An 18119-nucleotide genomic window follows, 5' to 3' on the forward strand; every position below is an offset into this window, starting at 1 on the left:
CCACGGGGTGAGGTTCAAGAACCGCTGGAGTGCCTTGGGCTCCTTCTCACCGGCGAACTCGGCCATGGTCCAGCCGTTCTTGCGCTGCAACGGGGAGAGGAGCCCACGCAGGTACTGAAGGGCGTGCCCTTGGGACTCCGGGCGGTAGAACAGTGGGGTTATCCGCTCGCCCAGCGCGGCGAACTCTCGGTCCCAGACGGCTAAATCGGCCGGGCTGACGGCGTCCGACGGACAATCTTGATCACGGGGCTGTGTCGTGGCCACAGCCAGAGTCTCCCACCACCCCATGATCAAGATCTAGCCCTGTAGTACTAGGGGCCGTCCTTCTCGTTCCTCCCGGTACATGCGGGCACGCACCACCGTCTCTCGCCGGATGCCGCCGCGTACCGCTACCTCAGTGGTGGCCGCCCGCCGCCTCCAGGCGCTTCTTGGACGCCTCGATCTCGGCCTCCGCGTCCTGCCGGCCCACCCAACTGGCGCCCTCCACGGACTTGCCGGGCTCCAGGTCCTTGTACACCTCGAAGAAGTGCTGGATCTCCAGCCGGTCGAACTCCGACACGTGGTGGATGTCCCGCAGATGCTCCACCCGCGGGTCGTGTGCCGGGACGCACAGCACCTTGTCGTCGCCACCGGCCTCGTCGGTCATGCGGAACATGCCGATCGTGCGGCACGCGATGAGGCATCCGGGGAACGTCGGCTCGTCCAGAAGGACCAGCGCGTCCAGCGGGTCGCCGTCCTCTCCGAGCGTGCCTTCGATGAAGCCGTAGTCTGCGGGGTAGCTGGTCGAGGTGAAGAGCCGCCGGTCCAGGCGGATCCGGCCCGTCTCGTGATCCACTTCGTACTTGTTCCGCGAACCCTTCGGGATCTCGATGGTGACGTCGAACTCCACGGGTGGCTCTCCTTCAAGATCAGCATGGTTCAGATGATTAAGTGTCCCCCACGCAGCGGGGTGGTGGCGAAAGGGGCTGGTCCCTGGTGAGGGTCTGGGTCGCGGGGGCACGGCGGAAGGCCGCCCGCTGGGCACGGCACTGGACCCGGCGGTGGAAAGCGCAGCCCCTGCACACCCGTCGTACGGTGCGGTTGGTGGCCGCGTCCGGCGCGCTGGGCGGGGTCTTCGCCGCCGGCGCGATCGCCGTGGCGGGGCCCTGGGACTCGGGTCAGCGTACGGCGGAGAGGCAGACGGCCGCGCGCGCCGACGCGGCCGGGGGCCGTACAGGTGACGCGGATCACGGTTCCTCCGACGGCGCCCCCGGCGACGGCCTGCAGGGCGCCGGCGCGGGTGCCCCGCGGGTGCTGACGCCGCTCGGCCCGCAGGAAGGCACCCGGCCGGTCAGCATCCCGCGGCCGACCGGGCCCGGACTCGCCAGGGAACTGGCGCCGCTGCTGAAGGACCCCGCGCTCGGCTCGCCGACCACCGCGGCCGTGTGGGACGTGACCACGGGCCGCGAGCTGTACGGCGAGCGCGAGACCACCGGCGTCGTCCCCGCCTCCACGGTCAAGCTGGCCACCGGCGCCGCGGCCCTCGCCGCGCTCGGCCCCGACCACCGCATCCCGACCGCGTCCCTCGCCGAGGGCGGGGAGGTCTTCCTCGTCGGCGGCGGCGACCCCACGCTGTCCGCGAAGCGGCTGGCGGGGCTGGCGCGCGACACGGCGCGGGAGCTGAAGAAGGACGGGGTGCGGAAGGTGGCCGTACGGTACGACGCCACCGCGTACGCCGGCGACGTCCTGCACGAGATCGGGCGCAACGAGAACATCGCGCCCGTCACCCCGCTCATGGTCGACGAAGCCCGCCTCGACGACTCCCGGCACGGACCTGCGCCGCGCGCCACGGACCCGGCGCGGGACGCGGCGGACGCCTTCGCACGAGAGCTGCGCAAGGCGGGGGTACGGGTCGCGGGCGGGCCGAAGGCCGAGCGGGTGCCGGAGAAGGCGGACGAACTGGCGGCCACGTACTCGGCGCCGCTGGCGGAGCTCACCGAGCGAATGCTGACGTACAGCGACAACGACCTCGGCGAGGCCCTGGCCCGGCAGACGGCGATCGCGGTGGGCCGTGACGCGAGCTTCCAGGGATCCGGGCGGGCGGTCGCGGGGCAGCTCAAGAAGCTGGGACTGCCGGTGCGCGGGGCGCGGTTCGCCGACGGCAGCGGCATCAGCCGCGGCAACCGGGTCTCGGCGGACCTGCTCGCACGGCTGCTGGTGACGGCGGCCGACCCGGACCACCCGGAGCTGCGGTCGCTGCTGACGGGCCTGCCGGTGGCGGGCTTCAACGGGACGCTGCGCGACCGGTACGGGGACGGGGGCTCGGACTCCGGCGGCACGGAGGCCGCCCGGGGGGCGGTGCGGGCGAAGACGGGCACGCTGACGGGCGTCAACTCACTGGCGGGGACGGTGGTGGACGCGGACGGGCGGCTGCTGGCGTTCGCGTTCTTCACGATGGGGGCGACGGACCGCGCGGGAGCGGGGGACGCGCTGGACCGGATGGCGGCGGCGGTGGCGCGCTGCGGCTGCCGCTGACGTTTCTTCGTCCGGTTGTCCGTACCCGTGCCCCCTGCACCTTCCGTTTCTTCCGTGCTTGCCTTCCGCTCCTTCCGCACGATTGGTAACTCCCGCATCTTCCGCATCTCCTGCATCTGATGACCCCCGGCTCACCCGAGCCCCGCTGTGTTGCAGACGTGCTGCAACTCCTCGTCCGGTTATCCACAGGTGTGTGGACGAGGGCTGCGGGAGTTGCGGGTGATATGGCAGCATCCGAGGCATGTGATCGCGCGGGGCTGGCCAGAGCCCCGGGCCGGGCCTGCTGAGGCAGGGGCCCGTGGACCACGATCGGGGGAGTGGGGGAGACGCATGCGCGCAATCGGGGAGGCGCGGGCGGCGGGGGTACGGCGCAGGGTCATCGCCCTGGCCGTGACCGGGCTGCTGGCGCTGCTCGTGCCGCTGACCGGACCGGCCGCCGAGGCGGAACCGAAGCCGACGGTCGAGGAGGTGCACGCCCGCGTGGAGCGGCTGTACCGCGAGGCGGAGGCCGCCACGGACGCGTACAACGACGCGGAGGAGAAGGCGAAGAAGCAGCGCAAGGAGGTCGAGCGGCTCGACAAGGCCGTGGCGGACGCGAGCGCCCGGCTGGACGGGCTGAAGGACGAGGCGGGCGCGCTGGCCCGGGCGCAGTATCGCGGTGGCGGGGTGCCGATGGAGGCGCAGTTGCTGCTCAGCGACGACCCGGAGGAGTTCGTCGACGATCTGCGGCTGGCGCGCAAGGGGCAGCACGCGCAGCGGCGGCTGATCACGGAGGTCACCGGCACGCAGAAGCGGCTGGACGGCTATGCGAAGGAGGCCGGCCGGACGTACGAGCGGCTGGAGCGCACTCGCGCCGCCAGGGCCGGGTCGAAGGAGAAGATAGAGGAGCGGCTGGCCGAGGCGGAGGAGCTGGAGAAGAAGCTCAAGGCCGAGGAGCGGGAGCGGCTGCGCCGGCTGGAGCGGGAGCGCGCCCGCGAGGCGCAGGCGCGGTGGCTGGACTCCGGGATCCTGGACGAGATCGACGCGGAGGCGACGCCCGCCGGCAAGAAGGCCATCGCGTACGCGACGGATCAGCTCGGCAAGGACTACGTGTGGGGCGCCGAAGGGCCGGACACGTTCGACTGCTCGGGGCTGACGATGCGCGCGTGGGAGGCGGCGGGGGTGGTGATCCCGCGGACCTCGCAGACCCAGTTGGCGGGGCTGCGGCGGATCGACGTGCGTGAGATGCGCCCGGGTGACCTGATCATTTATCACTCCGATGCCAGCCACGTCGGCATATATGTCGGTGACGGCGCGATCGTGCACGCGCCGCGGCCCGGCCGGCAGGTGACCGTGGCCGGCGCGGGCACCATGCCGATCAAGGCCGTCGTGCGCCCCGACGCGTGATCTGCGTCATGTGACCGACCCTCCGGATACCGGGTGGGAGGGCCCGGCCGGGCCCTCCCAACAGGGCAAAGGCCCGGAAGAACGGTCGCCTTCCGGGCCGCGTCGCCCGTTCCGTATCGGCGGGTGATCACGCTAGGGTCCCTCCTTGGCGGTTTCGCTGTAGACGACACCAACCGCCGCACACGGCCGCGAGCGCGCTCGCGCCCGGCCGTCACCCTCGGGGGGAGGGAAGGAAGAGCGATGCCCGTACCCGGGCGTTCCCCGGCCTCCGGACCGTCCGGCGGACCTGACCAGTCCGCCGCAGGCGCCGACCTGGCCGACGCGCAGGCCGCGACGCGGCGGCGGCACCTCCAGCCGTCGGCCGTGCACGCGTCGTCGCCGCAGCCGCACGCACCGTTGCCGGCGCAGCGCTCGGGGCACGGCCCGGTGCCCGGGCAGCCGCACGTGCGGCAGCGTGCGGTGCCGGAGCCGCTGACGCTGCTGCTGATAGAGGCGGAGCCCGGCAGCGGGCCCGGGATCGCGCGGATGCTGGAGCAGGCCGGCGCCGGACGCCACGGCGAGCGGATCCGGGTGCGTACGGCCCGCAACCTCACCGAGGCGGAGCGGCTGCTCGGCCCGGACGTGCACTGCATCCTGCTGGACCTGAGCGTGTCCCGCGAGGTAGCCGCCGCGGACGACGCCGGCCCCGCGGAGGAGACCGACGAGCTGGAGGCGCTGCACGAGGTGCTGGCCATGGCGCCGCTGCACGCGGTGCTGACGCTCACCGACGAGGACGACGTGGAGCTGGCCGCCGAGGCCGTCCGCGTCGGGGCGCAGGACTACCTCTTCCGCGGCGAGCTGGACGGCCGGGTGCTCGGCCGCGCCATCCGGTACGCGGTCGAGCGCAAGCGGGCCGACCTCACGCAGAGCCGGCTGACGGCCTCGCGGCTGCGGGCGCAGGAGAACGCCCGGCTGGAGCGGGGGCTGCTGCCCACGCCGCTGCTCGCCGGCTCCGGCCTCGGCTTCGCGGCCTGCTACCGTCCCGGGCTGCCGCCGCCCTCCGCCGGCGCCACCCCGACCCGGGCGCTGCTCGGCGGCGACTTCTACGACGCGGTGCGCACCCCGGACGGCGCGGTGCACGCCATGATCGGCGACGTCTGCGGCCACGGCCCGGACGAGGCCGCGCTCGGCGTGGAGCTGCGCATCGCCTGGCGGGCGCTGACGTTCGCGGGCCTGGTCGGCGACGAACTGCTGGCCACGCTGCAGCAGGTGCTGGAGAACGAGCGGGCCGACGACGAGATATTCGCCACGATGTGCACCGTCGACGTCTCGCCCGACGCTCGCCGGGCCGGCCTCTACCTGGCGGGCCACCCGGCGCCCCTGGTCGCCGTCCCGGGCGGCCGGCCGCGGCTGATGCCCCAGGAACTGGGCGGCCCGGCGCTCGGCCTGCTGCCGCGCGCCCGCTGGCCGCGCCAGCAGGTGGAGCTGGGCGGCGCCTGGAGTCTGATGCTCTACACCGACGGCCTCATCGAGGGCCGTACGGGCCCGGGCCGCGGCCGGCTCGGCCAGGACGGCATGCTCACGCTGGTGGGCAGACTGCTGGACCAGGGGCTTACGGGCGACGATCTGCTGCACGGCGCGGTCACCGAGGCGCGGGCCCTCAACGGCGGCGACCTGACCGACGACGTGGCCGTGGTGCTCCTGGACCGGCCCCCGGGTCCTTGCGGACCCGGGGACCGGATGTCGTGACCGCCGGGGCGGGTCAGCGCCCGTTGTACGGGCCGTAGGGCCCGTCGGAGCTGCTGCCCCCGCTGCGCCGGCCGCCGCCGACCTGCCTGAGCGCGGGCCGCACGTCCACCATGAAGACGATGGCGGCGATCAGCGCGATGATCGGCAGGAACGACAGGATCGGGAAGATGACGATCACGGCGAAGCCGACACCGAGGATGATCAGCCAGAACTGCTTGGTGTTCTTGTTGGCGGCGCGGTAAGCGTCCTCGCGGGCCACGGCCGCGAGGAACAGGGCCGCCCCGGCGAACACCGTCAGGGCCAGGCTGAGCAGCCCCAGCAGCGAGTAGAAGCCAGAGATGAGCACGCGGTCCACCGCCTATGAGTCCGACAGAGTGTTCAGGGATCCGCCCCGGACACCGTACCCGGATAACGCTCCGGGCACGCGAGGGGTGCCCGGAGCGCGGAGGTCAGGAGTCGGTCTTGGGCCTGGGCTTCCTGGCCGCGGTCTTCTTGGCGGTGCCGTTGGCACCGGTCCGGGGGGTGCGCTTGCGCGGCGCGGCCTTCTTCGCGGCGGGCTTCGCGGCGGCCGGCCCGTCGCCGGCCTCGCCGTCGGTCCTGTCGCCGGTCTTGTCGCCGGCAGGGGCGGCGGCCTCGCCGGTAACGCCCTCGCCGGTGGCGGCCTTCTCCCCGCCGGGCCGGATGATCTCGGTGGTCACCTCGATCTTGTCGGCGGTCTCGCCGCGCCACTCCGCGACCGCACCGCGACCGCGCTCGGCCAGCTCGTCGTAGGTCTCGCGGGCCTTCACCGCGTACTCGGCGGCGCGGCCCACGCTTTGAAGGGCGAGGTCCTGCGCCGTCTCGCGCAGCTTCTTGATGTCGGTGTCCAGGTCTCCCAGCCGCTCGGCGACCTTCGCCTGAGCCTGCTTGGCCTGCTTCGACACCCGCTCCTGCACGTCCCGCGGGTCGGTCTCGCGCACCGCGGACAGCCGCTCGGGCGCCTCCGCCCGCAGCCGCTCCACCAGCGCCGGCACCTCGCGCAGCTTCTCCAGCGCCAGATCGGCGGTGCCGGCGACCGCGTAGAGGGGCGTGGGGTCACTGAGGGTCTTGCGTACGTCGTCGGTCCTGGTCATGGCGTTCTCCTCCGGTCACTGGCGGGCTTCGCGTCGCCCTCACCCCGCCCGCCGCCAGGCCGCGGGGCGTCCCCGTTCGTCGGTCCCTCCTCCGCGTCCCCGCCCGCCTCGTCGCGCGCGTTCTCCTTGCGGAAGGAGTCGTAGATCTGCAACAGCACCTGCTTCTGCCGCTCGCTGATCGCGGGATCGGTGAGTATCGCGGTGTGCACCGCCATCCCGTCGTCCCCGTCACCGCGGCGCTCGTCGAGGATCCCCGCCTGCACGTACAGCGTCTCGGCGGAGATCCGCAGCGCCTTCGCGAGCTGCTGCAGAATCTCGGCGCTGGGCTTGCGCAGCCCGCGCTCGATCTGACTGAGGTACGGATTCGACACCCCGGCGGCATCGGCGAGCTGCCGCAGACTGAGCCGCGCGGTGCGCCGCTGCTCCCGCAGGAACTCCCCGAGGTTGCCGACGTGTATCGAACCCATGCCCCGATGCTGCCCCGCGGTGCTAACTCTTGCAAGCACCTGCTTGCAAGTGTGTCACACGCCACATATCGCGATACTATCGCGACCCTCGGTGAAGTGGTCGAGCCCCGGTCGATCCGACCCGGCCTACGGACGTCGCGCGACGAAGACGAACTCCTTGCCCGGCCTGTCGGGCGCGTCGCGAACGCCCTCCACCTCGTAGCCCTGCGCGATCAGGTCCGCCTCGACCTCGTGCCGCTCACGGAAGCGCAAGGTGGAGTCCGACGTCAGTACCTGCCCGTCGGAAGCGAACACGTAGGTCTGGCGGAACGTCACCAGCGGCCCGCTCACCTCGCTCACCTGGACCCACTGTTCGACGGCGCCGACATCCGGGATCTGCGTCACTCGGTATGAGGCTTCGCGGTTCCACTCTTCCCAGGCGCGTCTGCCCGGATCCCTGGTCTCGAAGACCAGACGGCCGCCGGGCCGCAGTGCCTCGTACGCGCCGCGCAGGGTCTCGCGCCATGCCTGCGGATCGAGGATCTGCTGGGCGGCGTTCGCGGTCATGGTCGCCAGATCGACCCGCATCGGCGGGAGCGCCGTGGCATCGCCACAGATCCAGCGCACTCGCTCGCCGCCCGGCTTGGCACGGGCCACGTCGACGGATGCCCGCGCGGGATCGACGCCGACGACCTCGATCCCGCGTTCAGCCAGCAGAACTGCGAACACGCCCGTCCCACAGCCGATATCCAGCACCTGACGTGCCCCGAACTCCTCCACCATCCGGACGTACGCGCCGAGATCGCTGCGATCCGGATCGAGTGGGTCATAGATCGCGGCAAGCCGTGGATGTCCGAAGCACTCGTCAGCCATGCGTCCGACCGTACGGGGAGGCTGAGCCGTCCGCCCATGGATGTCCGGAGCCCGGCCATGGGACGTCGCGTGCACGAGCTCGGCGGCGGTTGACCTTCACCCTGGGGGAAGCCGCAGCATCGGTCGGGCCGGGCGACCGCCCGGTTGAGGAGGGACGGCATGGGGTTGCTCACCATCGGGGCCTTTGCGAAGGCGTCGCGGCTGTCGCCCAAGGCGTTGCGGCTCTACGACGAGCTCGGGCTGCTGACGCCCGCCCGGGTCGACCCGGTGACCGGCTATCGCCTCTACGCGCCGGAGCAACTGGAGCAGGCCCGGCTGGTCGCCTGGTTGCGGCGGCTCGGTATGCCCCTGGCCCGTATCCGGCACGTGTGCGCCCTGGACGCCGGACCGGCCGCGGAGGAGGTCCGGGCGTTCTGGGCGCAGGCCGAGGCCGACACCGCCGCGCGGCGGGAGCTGGCCGCCTTCCTCGTCGGCCATCTGACCCGGAAGGAACCCGCCATGCCCCTGAAAATCTGTTACGCCGCCCTGTCGGACACCGGTCTCGTACGCGAGAGCAATCAGGACACCGCCTGCGCCGGGGACCGGCTGCTCGCCGTCGCCGACGGGTACGGAAGGCGGGGCGCGCCCGCGAGTGCCGCGGCCGTCGACGTACTCAGGCGCCTGGAGACCGAAGCGCTTCCGGCGGGCGGTCTGCTGAACGTGCTGGAGGAGGCGATCGGGGAGGCCGGGCGGGCGGTACACGGCGTCGCCGCCTCCGCGCCCGGGGACGCCGGGACCACGCTCACCGCGATGCTCTGGACCGGCTCGCAGCTCGCCCTCGTCCACATCGGCGACTCCCGCGCGTACCTGCTGCGCGGCGGTGAGCTGTTCCGGATCACCCACGACCACACCGTGGTGCAGTCGATGGTCGACGAGGGACGCCTCACCCCCGAGGAGGCCGCCTCCCACCCCGAGCGGTCGCTGCTGCTGCGTGCCCTGGGCCAGGACCAGGGCGCCACCGCGGACCTGCGCCTGCACGACGCCCTGCCGGAGGACCGGTACCTGCTCTGCTCCGACGGGCTGTCGGCCGTCGTGCCGGCCGAGGAGATCCGCCGGGTGCTCGCCCGGAGCGGTGGGCCCGGGGAGACGGTCCGCGCGCTGGTCGCCCTGGCCAACGGCTCCGGCGGCCCTGACAACGTCAGTTGCGTGGTGGCCGACGTCGTGGAGCACCAGCGGCGGTAGGCGGGTGGACGCCGGATGGTGCCGGACACGCTGGTACCGACTCCGCCGCGAGGCGGACGAGGACCGGCTCGCCCGTGCGGCTACGCGAACGTATACGTCGTCCAGTCGGCGTACACGTCGTAGCCGAGGCGCTGGTAGAGCGCGTTGCTGGTGGGGTTGGCCGCGTCGGTGAAGAGCGCCACCTCCGCAGCGCCCGCGGTGAGCGCCGCGCAGGTCACCGCCGCCGTCGCGGCGGACGCGTAGCCCTGGCCGCGGTGGGCGGGCGGGGTGTAGACCGGGTCGACCTGGGCGAGGCCGCCGACCGTGGGGTTGAGACCGGCCATGGAGACGGGGGTGCCGTCCGGGGTCTCCCAGAAGGTGTAGTCCTTGTCGGCGTAGCGGGTCGTGGGCCAGGTGGCGGCGTCGATGGTGACGTCCTCGCCGACGTCGGCGGCGAAACCGCGGCAGAAGTCCATGAGCTGTTCCCGGTCCGCCGCGCCCGCCGCCCTCGCTTGCCCCGCCGGCGCGGGTTCGGGCGGCGTGAGCGTACCCAGGCGGCGCAGGCGGAGGCGGACCGCGGGGGCCGGAACGGCGCCGGTGCGGTGGTGCCAGGCCTGGGCGAAGGCGGTGGTGGTGTCGTGGTCGCCGCCGACCCCCGTGGGCGCGTGTCCGAGGCCGGCGAGGTGGACGGCGAGGGAGTCGGTCTGTTCCCCGGTGAGCGGGGTGAGGCCGAGGCTGCGGCCCCGCAGTTGGTGGCAGACGCCGAGGACCGAGCCCGCCCGCGTCAGCAGCCCCAGCAGCGGACGCCCGCCGCCGTACGGGCCCGTACCACGCGCTTGCAGCCGTGCCGTCCAGGTCAGCGCCATGATGTGCGGCACGGGCCGCGCGCGCAGGAACTCCCCCGCTTCGGCCAGGAATGCGTCGACGTCATCGGTGAGGTGCCAGCCGTCCGCGCGCATGCCCCATGATCCCCCGCGCCGCCTGTCGCGTGGAAGGGGGTGGTCAATCCGGGCGGCGGGCGTCGATCAGCGCCTCGATGCCGTCGAGCACGCGCTCCAGCCCGAACGCGAACTCGTCGTAGTCCGAGGGGTCCTGCGGCGCCTGTGCGTCCGGCTCGTCGAAGGCGCCGCCCTCCACCGCCGTACGCAGATGGGGCAGGCGACCGCTCTCCGAGACCCGGAGCAGGAAGCGGCTGTACCCGGTCATCAGCCGCTCCATGTCCGGGCTCCCGCCCATCGCGAGGGCGATCGTCACCTCCGCGCGCACCTGGTTGCTCACCAGCAGCGCCGTGGCCACCTTCTCGAACTCCGTGAGCGGGGTGTCGCGCAGGATGTAGAGGGCCTGGTCGAGCGCCGCGAGCTGGTTCGGCGTGACCGGCGGGCCGCCGGTCGGGATGTGCGCCACGGCCCACGGGTGCGCGAACATCGCGCTGCCGATGGCCTGGTACCAGTGCCGCAGACCGGCCCGCCAGTCGCCCCCGGCCTCCTCGGGCAGCGGCGGCGGCGGGCCGAAGGCCCCGTCGACCATCAGCGTGACCAGCTCGTCCTTCGTGGCCACGTACCGGTACAGCGCCATCGTCGAGACGCCCAGCTCCTTGGCCACCCGGCCCATCGACGCGGCCTCCAGCCCTTCCGCGTCGGCGACCGCGACGGCCGCCGCCACGATCCCGTCCAGCGTCAGCCCCCGCTTCGGCCCCTTGTGCGGCCGGGGCCGCAGGCCCCAGGCGGCCTCGACGCTGGCGGGGACGGCTCCGGGGTCGCGCTCGTCCTCGCCGCTCCTGCCCGTGCCTTCGCCGGCGGCGTCCATGGCGTCCATCTGCTCAGTTTACGCCATACACAGTACCGTGTAGGTTCTACGCAGTAGCGTGTACGGCATACACAGAAGCCGTGTTCCACGGCCGTGTGCACGAGCCCGGCCGGGAAACCGGGCACACAGACCAGGCACACCGGCCAGGTACAGAAAGCAGCTCTACGGAGAAAGGGGGAGCCCGTGCCCCAGCACACCGGCCCCGCCGTCGAGGCCGCCGGCCTCACCAAGGCGTACGGGGACACGAAGGTGCTCGACGGCGTCGGCCTGAGCGTCCCGCCCGGCACCGTCTTCGCCCTCCTCGGGCCCAACGGCGCCGGGAAGACCACCACGGTCCGGATCCTCGCGACGCTGCTGCGCGCCGACGCGGGCACGGCGAGCGTCGCCGGGTTCGACGTGGTCGCGGAGCGCTCGCGGGTCCGCCGCGCCCTCAGCCTCACCGGCCAGTACGCCGCGCTCGACGAGCAGCAGACCGGCGCCGAGAACCTCCGCATGATCGCCCGCCTTTCGGGCCTGTCGCGCCCCGCGGCCACCCGGCGCGCGGCCGAGCTGCTGGAGCGGTTCGGCCTCGCCGGCGACGCCGCCGACCGCCGCGTCGGCACGTACTCGGGAGGCATGCGCCGCCGACTCGACCTCGCGGCGGGCCTGGTCGGCGACCCGTCCGTGATCTTCCTCGACGAGCCGACCACCGGCCTCGACCCCCGCAGCCGCCAGGCCGTCTGGGACGAGGTGCGCAGCCTGGCCGACACCGGCGTGACGGTCTTCCTCACCACGCAGTATCTGGAGGAGGCCGACCGCCTCGCCGACCGCATCGCGCTCCTCGACGGCGGCCGGCTCGTCGCCGAGGGCACCGCGGCGGAGCTGAAGCAGCAGGTCTCCGCCGAGCGCCTGGACCTCACGCTGGTCTCCCCCGAGGCGTACGAGAAGGCGGCCCACGCCCTGGACCACGTCGCCGTACGCCGCGACCCCGGCACCCGCACCCTGAGCGTCACCACCGACGGCCGCGCCGCGCACATACGCGACCTGCTCGACGCCGTCGACCCCGACCGCACCCGGATCGAGCGCTTCGCCGTGCACTCCGCGACGCTCGACGACGTCTTCTTGAAGGTGACCCGCGATGGCTGACGCCCTGACCCACTCGGTGACGATGATCGGCCGCTCCGTGCGGCTCAGCTCCCGCAACCCCGACGCCGTGATCACCGCGCTCGCGCTGCCCGTGCTGCTGATGCTCGTCTTCGTCTACCTCTTCGGCGGTGCGATCGACACCGGCGGCGGCTACGGGCGCTACGTGGACTACGTCGCCCCCGGCGTCCTCGTCCTGTGCGCCGGCTTCGGCGCCGGCACGACGGCGATGAGCGTCGCGGACGACATGAAGGGCGCCGTCATCGACCGCTTCCGCTCCCTCGACGTCGGCGGCACCGCCGTCCTCGCCGGCCACGTCGCCGCCAGCGTCGTGCGGAACCTGGCCGCCACGGTCCTGGTCTTCGCAGTCGCCTTCGCCATCGGCTTCCGCCCGGACGCGGGCCCCGGCGGCTGGCTCGCGTCGGCGGGCATCCTGCTGGCGGTGATCACGGCCATCTCGTGGGTGGCGGCCGCCGTCGGCCTGCTGGCCAACTCCCCGGAGGCCGCGGGCGGCTTCACGTTCTTCCTGGCCTTCCTCCCCTACCCGTCCAGCGCCTTCGTCCCGGTCGAGTCGATGCCGGGCTGGCTCCACGGCTTTGCCGAACACCAGCCGCTGACACCGGTGATCGAATCGCTGCGGGGGCTGCTGTTGGACCGGCCGGTGGGCAGTAGCCCGTGGGAGGCCCTGGCGTGGTGCGCGGCCCTGACGGCGGTGGCGGTGGCCGCGTCGGCGGCGCTGTTCAGGAGGCGGATGACGTAAGGCGGGACCCGTACGCCGTACGGCAGCGGGACGGCACCGGAGGACGGGACCGCCTATCGCGCCACTCGCGCCCGTCCGCCAGCCGACGCGCGCCAGCCGCCAGCCGACGCCGGGGCAGCCGCCAGCCGGGGCCCGGGCAGCCGACGACCGCAGCCAGCGCCCGGGCAGCCGGGAGCCCGGGAGCGGGGGCCGGGGGCCGGGAGACCCACGCCCGGCAGCCGCGGCCCGTGGGCCGACAGCCGAGAGCTTGCGGGCCGAAGCCGAGGGCCCGCGGGGCCTCACACCCCGCCGAACAGCTCCAGCAGGTCGGTCCTGCCGGCGACCCGCGCCGCCGCGACCGCCGACGGCGATCCGGCATGCGGATCGGCCCCGTGCCGCAGCAGCACCCGCACGACGTCGTCCGCCCCCGCCCGCACCGCCGCGGCCATCGGCGTCGCGCCCACGGCCCCGACCTGATCTGCGTCAGCCCCCCGCTCCAGCAGCGCGGCGACGGTCTCGGCATGCCCGTGCACCGCGGCGAGCATCACGAGGCTGTCCCCGTCGTCGTCCCGCAACCCGGCCGGCACCCCGGCGTCCACATAGGCGGCCAGCGTGTCGGTCCGCCCCTGCCGGGCGAGCTCGAAAGCCTTGGCGGCCAGCTCGAACACGGCGGGATCGTGCGCGGGCACGTCGGCTCCACTCATGCCGTCACCCTACGATGCGCAGACGTCCGCGCTACGTGACCGCCACCCGCCCGGCCGGTGCCAGCTCCGCCAAGTCGGCGACGGCGGGCGGGGCCCCCGGCAGTTCGCGCAGGAGTCGCCGTTTCCCTGGCTCGCGGTGGTAGCCGCAGAAGGCGATGCCGGCCGCGGCGGCGGCAGCGGCGTCCGCGGGGGAGTCGCCGACGAGTACGCAGGCGTCCGGCCGCTCCGGCCAGTGCGCGAGCGCGCCCTGGAGCACGGTCGGGTCCGGCTTCATGAGCCCGGCGTCATCGGGGCGGCCGACGACCGGACCGTCGTCGAACCAGCGGGCCATCCCGGCGCGTTCGAGGAACACCCGGATGGCCGCTTCCGAGTTGTTGGACGCGACGCCGAGGAGCACGCCCCGGTCCGCGAGCCTGGCCAGGAGGCCCGCGGCGCCGGGGGTGGGTACGGCGGTGGCGCCGGCGGCGGTGAGTTCGAGTTCGTCGAGGCGCTTGCGCATGGTGGCGACGACGGGGTGTTCCGGCTGACCGCGGCGGCGCAGCGCGGCAGTGGTGCGGCGGTACACCTCGTGCGGATCGGGCAGCGGCGCGAGCCGCGCGCGAAGGTCGGGCAGCTCGCCGAGCAGGGTGCGCAGGGCGTCGGCGATGCCGGGGGCCAGGTTGGCGGGTCCGCCGGGCGGTCCGGCGAAGAACCGGCAGAGCGGCCCGTCGAAGTCGAGCAGCACGCAGCGGGCGCCGGCGAGCGGATCCGCCGCGGCGGGGTCCGGGCGGACCGCCGGTGGCGGGTCGGCCGCCGGGCCGGCGGCGGTGGGGCCTCGGCGGTCGGCGCGGCTTTCGGAAACGGCGCATCGGCCGTCGTCAGGGCGTGTCATGGGCGGCTTCGGGGTCGCGTACGGGCAGGGCGGGACGGGAGCCTCAAAGGGCCGGCGGGTTCGGTGGTTCCGGAGGCAGGGGCGGCCCGGGCGGGGCCGGTGCGCCCGGCGGGCTCGGCGGTCCCTGCGGGGACCGCGGGCCGGGCGAAGCCGACGGACCGTGAGGGCCCGGTCGGCCGGGTGGGTCCGGTGGGTCCTGCGAACCTGGCCGGGCCTGCGGGGGGAACGGCGGCGTCGCCCCGTTCAGGAGCTCGCCCATCCCGCGGACGACGAGGTCGGCGTGCCCGGTCCCGAACGCGGTGGCGTGGGACGAGGCGGCGAAGGCGACGAAGGAGACGCGGGCGGTGCGGGCGGCCAGGAGATCGGCCGCGGTGTCGCCGATCATGACCGCCTCCTCGGGCGCGGCTCTCGTGGAGGCCAGTGCCCGGTGCAGGCAGTGCGGGTCGGGCTTGAGGTGCTTCGCGTCGGCGGTCCGACCGTGTATGTGGGGGCCGAAGTGCTCGGCGAGGCCGATGCGGTGGAGGTAGGCGCGTACGGACCGCTCGGAGTTGTTCGTCGTCACGGCTATCTGCCGGCCGGACCGTGCCAGCCGCTTGACCAGCTCGGATGCCCCGGGTGTCCCCTGCGCGGTGGCCACCGCCGTCAGCTCCTCCTCGGTCAGCAACTGCTCCAGCGCGAGCGCCGCCGCGTCCCGCCCCGGTGCGTGCGCGACGTGGCCGAGCACCCGGTACGGGTCGGTGTGCCCCGCCACTTCGGTCCGCAGATCCGCCTCGCCCAGTTCGGCCAGCCGCCGCCGCATCCGGTCGGCCACCTTCGCGGGCGGGTGTCCGTGGAAGAGCCGGCAGATGGGCCCGTCGAAGTCGAACAGAACACACTTCGCGGACTGCAGGAGAGCGTGGAGATCGGCCACATCGCTCCATAAGTCGGTTGCCCCGGGTGGTGGTCAGGGCGGTGGGGGCAGCGCCCCGGCCGAGTAGCGGCGTTTCAGACGCTGGCGACGACGATACCCCGACTGGCCCGCGAGCCAATGGGCGAGCGCCGCCATGACCTCTGCCTCCTCGGGGACCCGCGCCAGTCCCGCGGCCTTCACGGCGTTGTGCAGAGACCGCCGGATGCGCCGGGCCCCGCGTCGCAGCTCCGCGTCGCCTGCGTCCGGGGAGAGGCTGAGCGCCGTGCGCATGGTGTCGGGGTAGAGCGACTGCGCGCGTTCGAAGTCGAGGTAGACCTCCAGGTCCTCGAAGCCGCGGGTGGCGTCCGCGAGGCCGTGCCCGGTCATCTCCTCGCACCACAGCTCTTTCATCCGCTCGGTCTCCCGCGGCCCGTAGCCCATGCGCACCAGGTGCGTGGCCAACTCGTGCAGCGGGTCGCCGAAGAGGGCGATCTCCCAGTCGACGACGAAGAGGTCGCCCGCGGCGCCGGGCAGCCGCAGGACGTTGTCGCGGTGCAGGTCGGTGTGGAGGAGCCGGAAGGGGCGGCGGGTCAGGTCGCCGGCGCGCCGGTAGAAGCGGCGGGCGGCGGCACCGGTGATGCCGAGCCTCTCGAAGAGCGTGCCGAAGTCGTCGTGGTACGTGAGGAAGACGCGGCTCTCGGCGAAGTCGACCAGCGTCCGCAGGAAGGCCGGGGTGTCGTCGCCCACCGGCCACTCGGGCGGCAGCGGCGGCAGCTCGCCGGTCGGCACCTCGGCGATGCGCCGCATCACCTCCGCGAGTCGGCGCAGCGTCGGCTCGCCCACGGGCTCGTCCGCCGGGTGGTGGGCGGACAGCGGTGCGCCCTCGGTGAAGGTGTGCAGTGCGTGGCCGCCGCGGGTGAGCAGGCAGGTGGGGACCGCGGGCAGGTGCCGCCGGACGGCGGCGAGCACGTCGGCCTCGTTCCCCCAGGTGCGCGGCAGGACCTCCACGGTCTTCATCGGGGTACGGAACTTGCCGCTCGCACCCGGTTCCGCACGCACTATCGCGGCGAACGCCTCGTCGAGCGGCACCACGTAGTTGGTGTTGTGCTGGCCGCGCAGCAGGATCCCGCCGGGGCGGCGGCGGTGTCGCCGGAAGTGCCAGCGCAGCCGCAGCTCGTACAGCAGTCGCGGCAGGCCGCCCTGGGGTCCGGGCGCTTCGGTGGGCATGGGCGGTGGCAGACCGTTCACGAGCACGGCGGATGGGAGCAGCCGCCGTGGGCAGGGCGGCTGGCTGGGGCTGAGAGTACCGCAGACGTATTGCCGCGGCGTGACGTCGACCCTCACAGCGTCGGGGGGATCCCCGGATACGGCTTCGCAATTTTCTGCCACGCCGATTCGAACCACCGTCTGGCGCTGTCGACGTACGCCGCCTCGTGGCGGTCGCGGGCGTCGTCGGCCGAGGAGTGGCGGAAGAGCGAGGTGTCGACGCCGAGTACGTCGTAGATCTCCATGAGCTCGTGGCCGGCCGGGTCGGGGACGTGGTTGGGGACGACCTCGTAGAAACCGGTGAGGACCTCGGTGCCGTTGAGGACGTAGAGCTTCGTGGTCGGGGTGAGGGCCACGCCGCGGACCTCGACGGAGAGCTCCTTCACCCGGCCGCGTTCGCGGAGGTACTGCAGGGCGTGCGCGAAGGCGCGCGCGTGCAGCTCGACCAGGCGGTCGAGGCGCTTGAGCGGGCGCGGGTCGGCCGGGTCGCCGACGAGCAGGGGGAGCGCCAGGTGGGCGTCGGGGCTGGGGACCATGAGGCGGCAGGTGACCGAGCGGGGGGCGGTGCGGCCGGCGGCGATGGCCATCAGGGTGGGCGCGATCGCCTGGTTGAGTGTCTCGGTGGTCAGGCTGAAGGCATCGAGGGTCACGTGGGTGGCCTGAAATGCCACGTCGAGCCGTTCCGCCAACTCCACCCCCGCGGTGAGCGCCGGGGCTTCCTCGCGGGGGGCGGAGGGCTCGGCGACCGTCGGTGGGGAGCCCCTGCCGACGTCGGCGAGCAGGTGCTCGCGCTTGAGCAGCTCGAGTGCTTTGCGTACGACGCCGCGCTCGACGTCGAACTCGTCCATCAGGGCTTTCTGGGTCGGCAGGCTGTCGCCCGGCCGTAGTTCGCCGGAGTCGATGCGTGCACGCAGTGCGTCGGCGACGCGGTCGCGTGCGACCCGGCCGCCGTTCGCCGAAGGCTGGTCCCTGCTCACCCTGCCAACCTTACAACTTCCGGCCAACCGGCGGGGGTTGTCCGGAGAATGTTTTGAGTTGGTTACCAACTGGGCACAAGTTAAGCAGAGTTGGTTACCAACTCTGCGACCCTGGTGGCAACTGACGGAAGTTGGCGGTGATGGTTCGTCGCCCGGGGCTCGCGCTCTCCCGCTGTCCGAAGGCGCATGGGGGGAGGGGGGACCGCTGCGTACGCAGAAGGGAGGGACCCACCATGCCGGTCGGAATCACTCTGGCCATGTCCGCGCTGCTCGTCGGCTTCGAGCGCTTCGTCGAATGGCGCTTCGGCGCGGTGGGAGCGATCGGGCTCACCACCTTGCTCGTGGGGCTCAAGGCGCAGAACGTCACGTGCATGACCATCGGCGGCCTCGCGCTCGCCGTGCTGCTGCTCCAGTCCGCCGAGCCCGGCCGCGCCGCGGCCGGGCAGTAGGCGGCAGCGGTAGAACGCACCAACGCAGGAACCGTAT

19 protein-coding genes and 1 pseudogene are annotated in these 18119 nt (G+C 73.4%); 7 read left to right on the forward strand and 13 right to left on the reverse strand.

Translation table 11 applies throughout. The features are described from left to right. Positions 1 to 264 (reverse strand): annotated as a pseudogene (locus I003_RS36460) (hypothetical protein); the annotation flags it as partial. Positions 265 to 394: 130 nt separating this feature from the next. Next, positions 395 to 889, reverse strand: coding sequence for an inorganic diphosphatase (locus I003_RS0115295; RefSeq protein ID WP_018835994.1), 495 nt, complete (start codon positions 887 to 889; stop codon positions 395 to 397). A gap of 86 nt (positions 890 to 975) precedes the next feature. On the opposite strand from I003_RS0115295, the gene dacB reads away from it, so the two are divergent. The 3 genes from dacB (at position 976) to I003_RS0115310 (ending at position 5628) form a co-directional block, all read left to right on the forward strand. Continuing rightward, entirely contained in the window at positions 976 to 2514 is a 1539-nt protein-coding gene (dacB, locus tag I003_RS0115300) for a D-alanyl-D-alanine carboxypeptidase/D-alanyl-D-alanine endopeptidase (protein WP_027772325.1), read from the forward strand. Positions 2515 to 2844: 330 nt separating this feature from the next. After that, positions 2845 to 3900, forward strand: coding sequence for a C40 family peptidase (locus I003_RS0115305; protein ID WP_027772326.1), 1056 nt, complete (start codon positions 2845 to 2847; stop codon positions 3898 to 3900). A 240-nt stretch (positions 3901 to 4140) separates the two neighbouring features. Beyond that, a complete protein-coding gene (locus I003_RS0115310) occupies positions 4141 to 5628 on the forward strand; it encodes a PP2C family protein-serine/threonine phosphatase (RefSeq protein WP_486584234.1) in 1488 nt (495 codons plus the stop codon). Positions 5629 to 5641: 13 nt separating this feature from the next. On the opposite strand, the gene I003_RS0115315 is transcribed toward I003_RS0115310, so the two are convergent. The 4 genes from I003_RS0115315 to I003_RS0115330 form a co-directional block, all read right to left on the reverse strand. Next, positions 5642 to 5974 (reverse strand): DUF2516 family protein, encoded by a 333-nt coding sequence (locus tag I003_RS0115315; protein ID WP_027772328.1) that lies wholly within the window; start codon positions 5972 to 5974, stop codon positions 5642 to 5644. Positions 5975 to 6077: 103 nt separating this feature from the next. After that, positions 6078 to 6740: a hypothetical protein gene (locus tag I003_RS0115320; RefSeq protein ID WP_027772329.1), complete on the reverse strand. Its 663-nt coding sequence runs from the start codon at positions 6738 to 6740 to the stop codon at positions 6078 to 6080. After that, positions 6737 to 7207 carry a helix-turn-helix domain-containing protein gene (locus I003_RS0115325; RefSeq protein ID WP_027772330.1) on the reverse strand — a complete coding sequence of 157 codons (471 nt, stop codon included), beginning with the start codon at positions 7205 to 7207 and terminating at the stop codon, positions 6737 to 6739. The genes I003_RS0115320 and I003_RS0115325 overlap by 4 nt, the downstream gene beginning before the upstream one ends. 126 nt (positions 7208 to 7333) lie before the next feature. Further along, positions 7334 to 8059 (reverse strand): class I SAM-dependent methyltransferase, encoded by a 726-nt coding sequence (locus tag I003_RS0115330; protein WP_027772331.1) that lies wholly within the window; start codon positions 8057 to 8059, stop codon positions 7334 to 7336. A 159-nt stretch (positions 8060 to 8218) separates the two neighbouring features. On the opposite strand from I003_RS0115330, the gene I003_RS0115335 reads away from it, so the two are divergent. Then, positions 8219 to 9280, forward strand: a complete 1062-nt coding sequence (locus I003_RS0115335; RefSeq protein WP_027772332.1) for a MerR family transcriptional regulator — start codon at positions 8219 to 8221, stop codon at positions 9278 to 9280. A gap of 80 nt (positions 9281 to 9360) precedes the next feature. Here the strand turns inward: I003_RS0115335 and I003_RS0115340 are convergent, their stop codons facing one another. Together I003_RS0115340 and I003_RS0115345 are read right to left on the reverse strand one after the other, a co-directional pair. Beyond that, positions 9361 to 10218, reverse strand: coding sequence for a GNAT family N-acetyltransferase (locus I003_RS0115340; RefSeq protein WP_027772333.1), 858 nt, complete (start codon positions 10216 to 10218; stop codon positions 9361 to 9363). 43 nt (positions 10219 to 10261) lie between these two features. Continuing rightward, positions 10262 to 11074 carry a TetR/AcrR family transcriptional regulator C-terminal domain-containing protein gene (locus I003_RS0115345; RefSeq protein ID WP_027772334.1) on the reverse strand — a complete coding sequence of 271 codons (813 nt, stop codon included), beginning with the start codon at positions 11072 to 11074 and terminating at the stop codon, positions 10262 to 10264. Between the two features lie 174 nt (positions 11075 to 11248). On the opposite strand from I003_RS0115345, the gene I003_RS0115350 reads away from it, so the two are divergent. Together I003_RS0115350 and I003_RS0115355 are read left to right on the forward strand one after the other, a co-directional pair. Next, on the forward strand, positions 11249 to 12190 hold the full coding sequence (locus tag I003_RS0115350) for a daunorubicin resistance protein DrrA family ABC transporter ATP-binding protein (protein ID WP_027772335.1): 942 nt from the start codon (positions 11249 to 11251) through the stop codon (positions 12188 to 12190). Continuing rightward, positions 12183 to 12947 (forward strand): ABC transporter permease, encoded by a 765-nt coding sequence (locus I003_RS0115355; protein WP_027772336.1) that lies wholly within the window; start codon positions 12183 to 12185, stop codon positions 12945 to 12947. The genes I003_RS0115350 and I003_RS0115355 overlap by 8 nt, the downstream gene beginning before the upstream one ends. 278 nt (positions 12948 to 13225) lie before the next feature. On the opposite strand, the gene I003_RS0115360 is transcribed toward I003_RS0115355, so the two are convergent. From I003_RS0115360 to I003_RS0115380, 5 genes are all read right to left on the reverse strand, one after another. After that, a complete protein-coding gene (locus tag I003_RS0115360; protein WP_027772337.1) occupies positions 13226 to 13630 on the reverse strand; it encodes an ankyrin repeat domain-containing protein in 405 nt (134 codons plus the stop codon). Between the two features lie 31 nt (positions 13631 to 13661). After that, the gene (locus I003_RS0115365) at positions 13662 to 14501 is read right to left on the reverse strand and encodes an HAD-IA family hydrolase (RefSeq protein WP_027772338.1); all 840 of its coding nucleotides are present in this window, start codon (positions 14499 to 14501) and stop codon (positions 13662 to 13664) included. Positions 14502 to 14544: 43 nt separating this feature from the next. Beyond that, positions 14545 to 15411, reverse strand: coding sequence for an HAD family hydrolase (locus tag I003_RS32300; protein WP_106966296.1), 867 nt, complete (start codon positions 15409 to 15411; stop codon positions 14545 to 14547). 33 nt (positions 15412 to 15444) lie between these two features. Beyond that, the gene (locus I003_RS0115375) at positions 15445 to 16617 is read right to left on the reverse strand and encodes a phosphotransferase (RefSeq protein ID WP_027772339.1); all 1173 of its coding nucleotides are present in this window, start codon (positions 16615 to 16617) and stop codon (positions 15445 to 15447) included. Between the two features lie 113 nt (positions 16618 to 16730). Further along, entirely contained in the window at positions 16731 to 17633 is a 903-nt protein-coding gene (locus I003_RS0115380; RefSeq protein WP_027772340.1) for a winged helix-turn-helix domain-containing protein, read from the reverse strand. Positions 17634 to 17866: 233 nt separating this feature from the next. On the opposite strand from I003_RS0115380, the gene I003_RS0115385 reads away from it, so the two are divergent. Then, complete coding sequence (locus I003_RS0115385) at positions 17867 to 18082, forward strand: hypothetical protein (RefSeq protein WP_027772341.1); 216 nt, start codon at positions 17867 to 17869, stop codon at positions 18080 to 18082. Positions 18083 to 18119: the final 37 nt, after the last annotated feature.

It is taken from the genome of Streptomyces sp. CNQ329 (genome assembly GCF_000482585.1).

Excerpts from the sequence above, each read along its gene's own strand:
- I003_RS0115305 (WP_027772326.1), top strand. The coding sequence starts at position 2,845 with ATGCGCGCAATCGGGGAGGCGCGGGCGGCGGGGGTACGGCGCAGGGTC.
- I003_RS0115310 (WP_486584234.1), top strand. The coding sequence starts at position 4,141 with ATGCCCGTACCCGGGCGTTCCCCGGCCTCCGGACCGTCCGGCGGACCT.
- I003_RS0115320 (WP_027772329.1), bottom strand. The coding sequence starts at position 6,740 with ATGACCAGGACCGACGACGTACGCAAGACCCTCAGTGACCCCACGCCC.
- I003_RS0115325 (WP_027772330.1), bottom strand. The coding sequence starts at position 7,207 with ATGGGTTCGATACACGTCGGCAACCTCGGGGAGTTCCTGCGGGAGCAG.
- I003_RS0115330 (WP_027772331.1), bottom strand. The coding sequence starts at position 8,059 with ATGGCTGACGAGTGCTTCGGACATCCACGGCTTGCCGCGATCTATGAC.
- I003_RS0115335 (WP_027772332.1), top strand. The coding sequence starts at position 8,219 with ATGGGGTTGCTCACCATCGGGGCCTTTGCGAAGGCGTCGCGGCTGTCG.
- I003_RS0115340 (WP_027772333.1), bottom strand. The coding sequence starts at position 10,218 with ATGCGCGCGGACGGCTGGCACCTCACCGATGACGTCGACGCATTCCTG.
- I003_RS0115345 (WP_027772334.1), bottom strand. The coding sequence starts at position 11,074 with ATGGACGCCATGGACGCCGCCGGCGAAGGCACGGGCAGGAGCGGCGAG.
- I003_RS0115355 (WP_027772336.1), top strand. The coding sequence starts at position 12,183 with ATGGCTGACGCCCTGACCCACTCGGTGACGATGATCGGCCGCTCCGTG.
- I003_RS0115360 (WP_027772337.1), bottom strand. The coding sequence starts at position 13,630 with ATGAGTGGAGCCGACGTGCCCGCGCACGATCCCGCCGTGTTCGAGCTG.
- I003_RS0115365 (WP_027772338.1), bottom strand. The coding sequence starts at position 14,501 with ATGACACGCCCTGACGACGGCCGATGCGCCGTTTCCGAAAGCCGCGCC.
- I003_RS0115375 (WP_027772339.1), bottom strand. The coding sequence starts at position 16,617 with ATGCCCACCGAAGCGCCCGGACCCCAGGGCGGCCTGCCGCGACTGCTG.
- I003_RS0115385 (WP_027772341.1), top strand. The coding sequence starts at position 17,867 with ATGCCGGTCGGAATCACTCTGGCCATGTCCGCGCTGCTCGTCGGCTTC.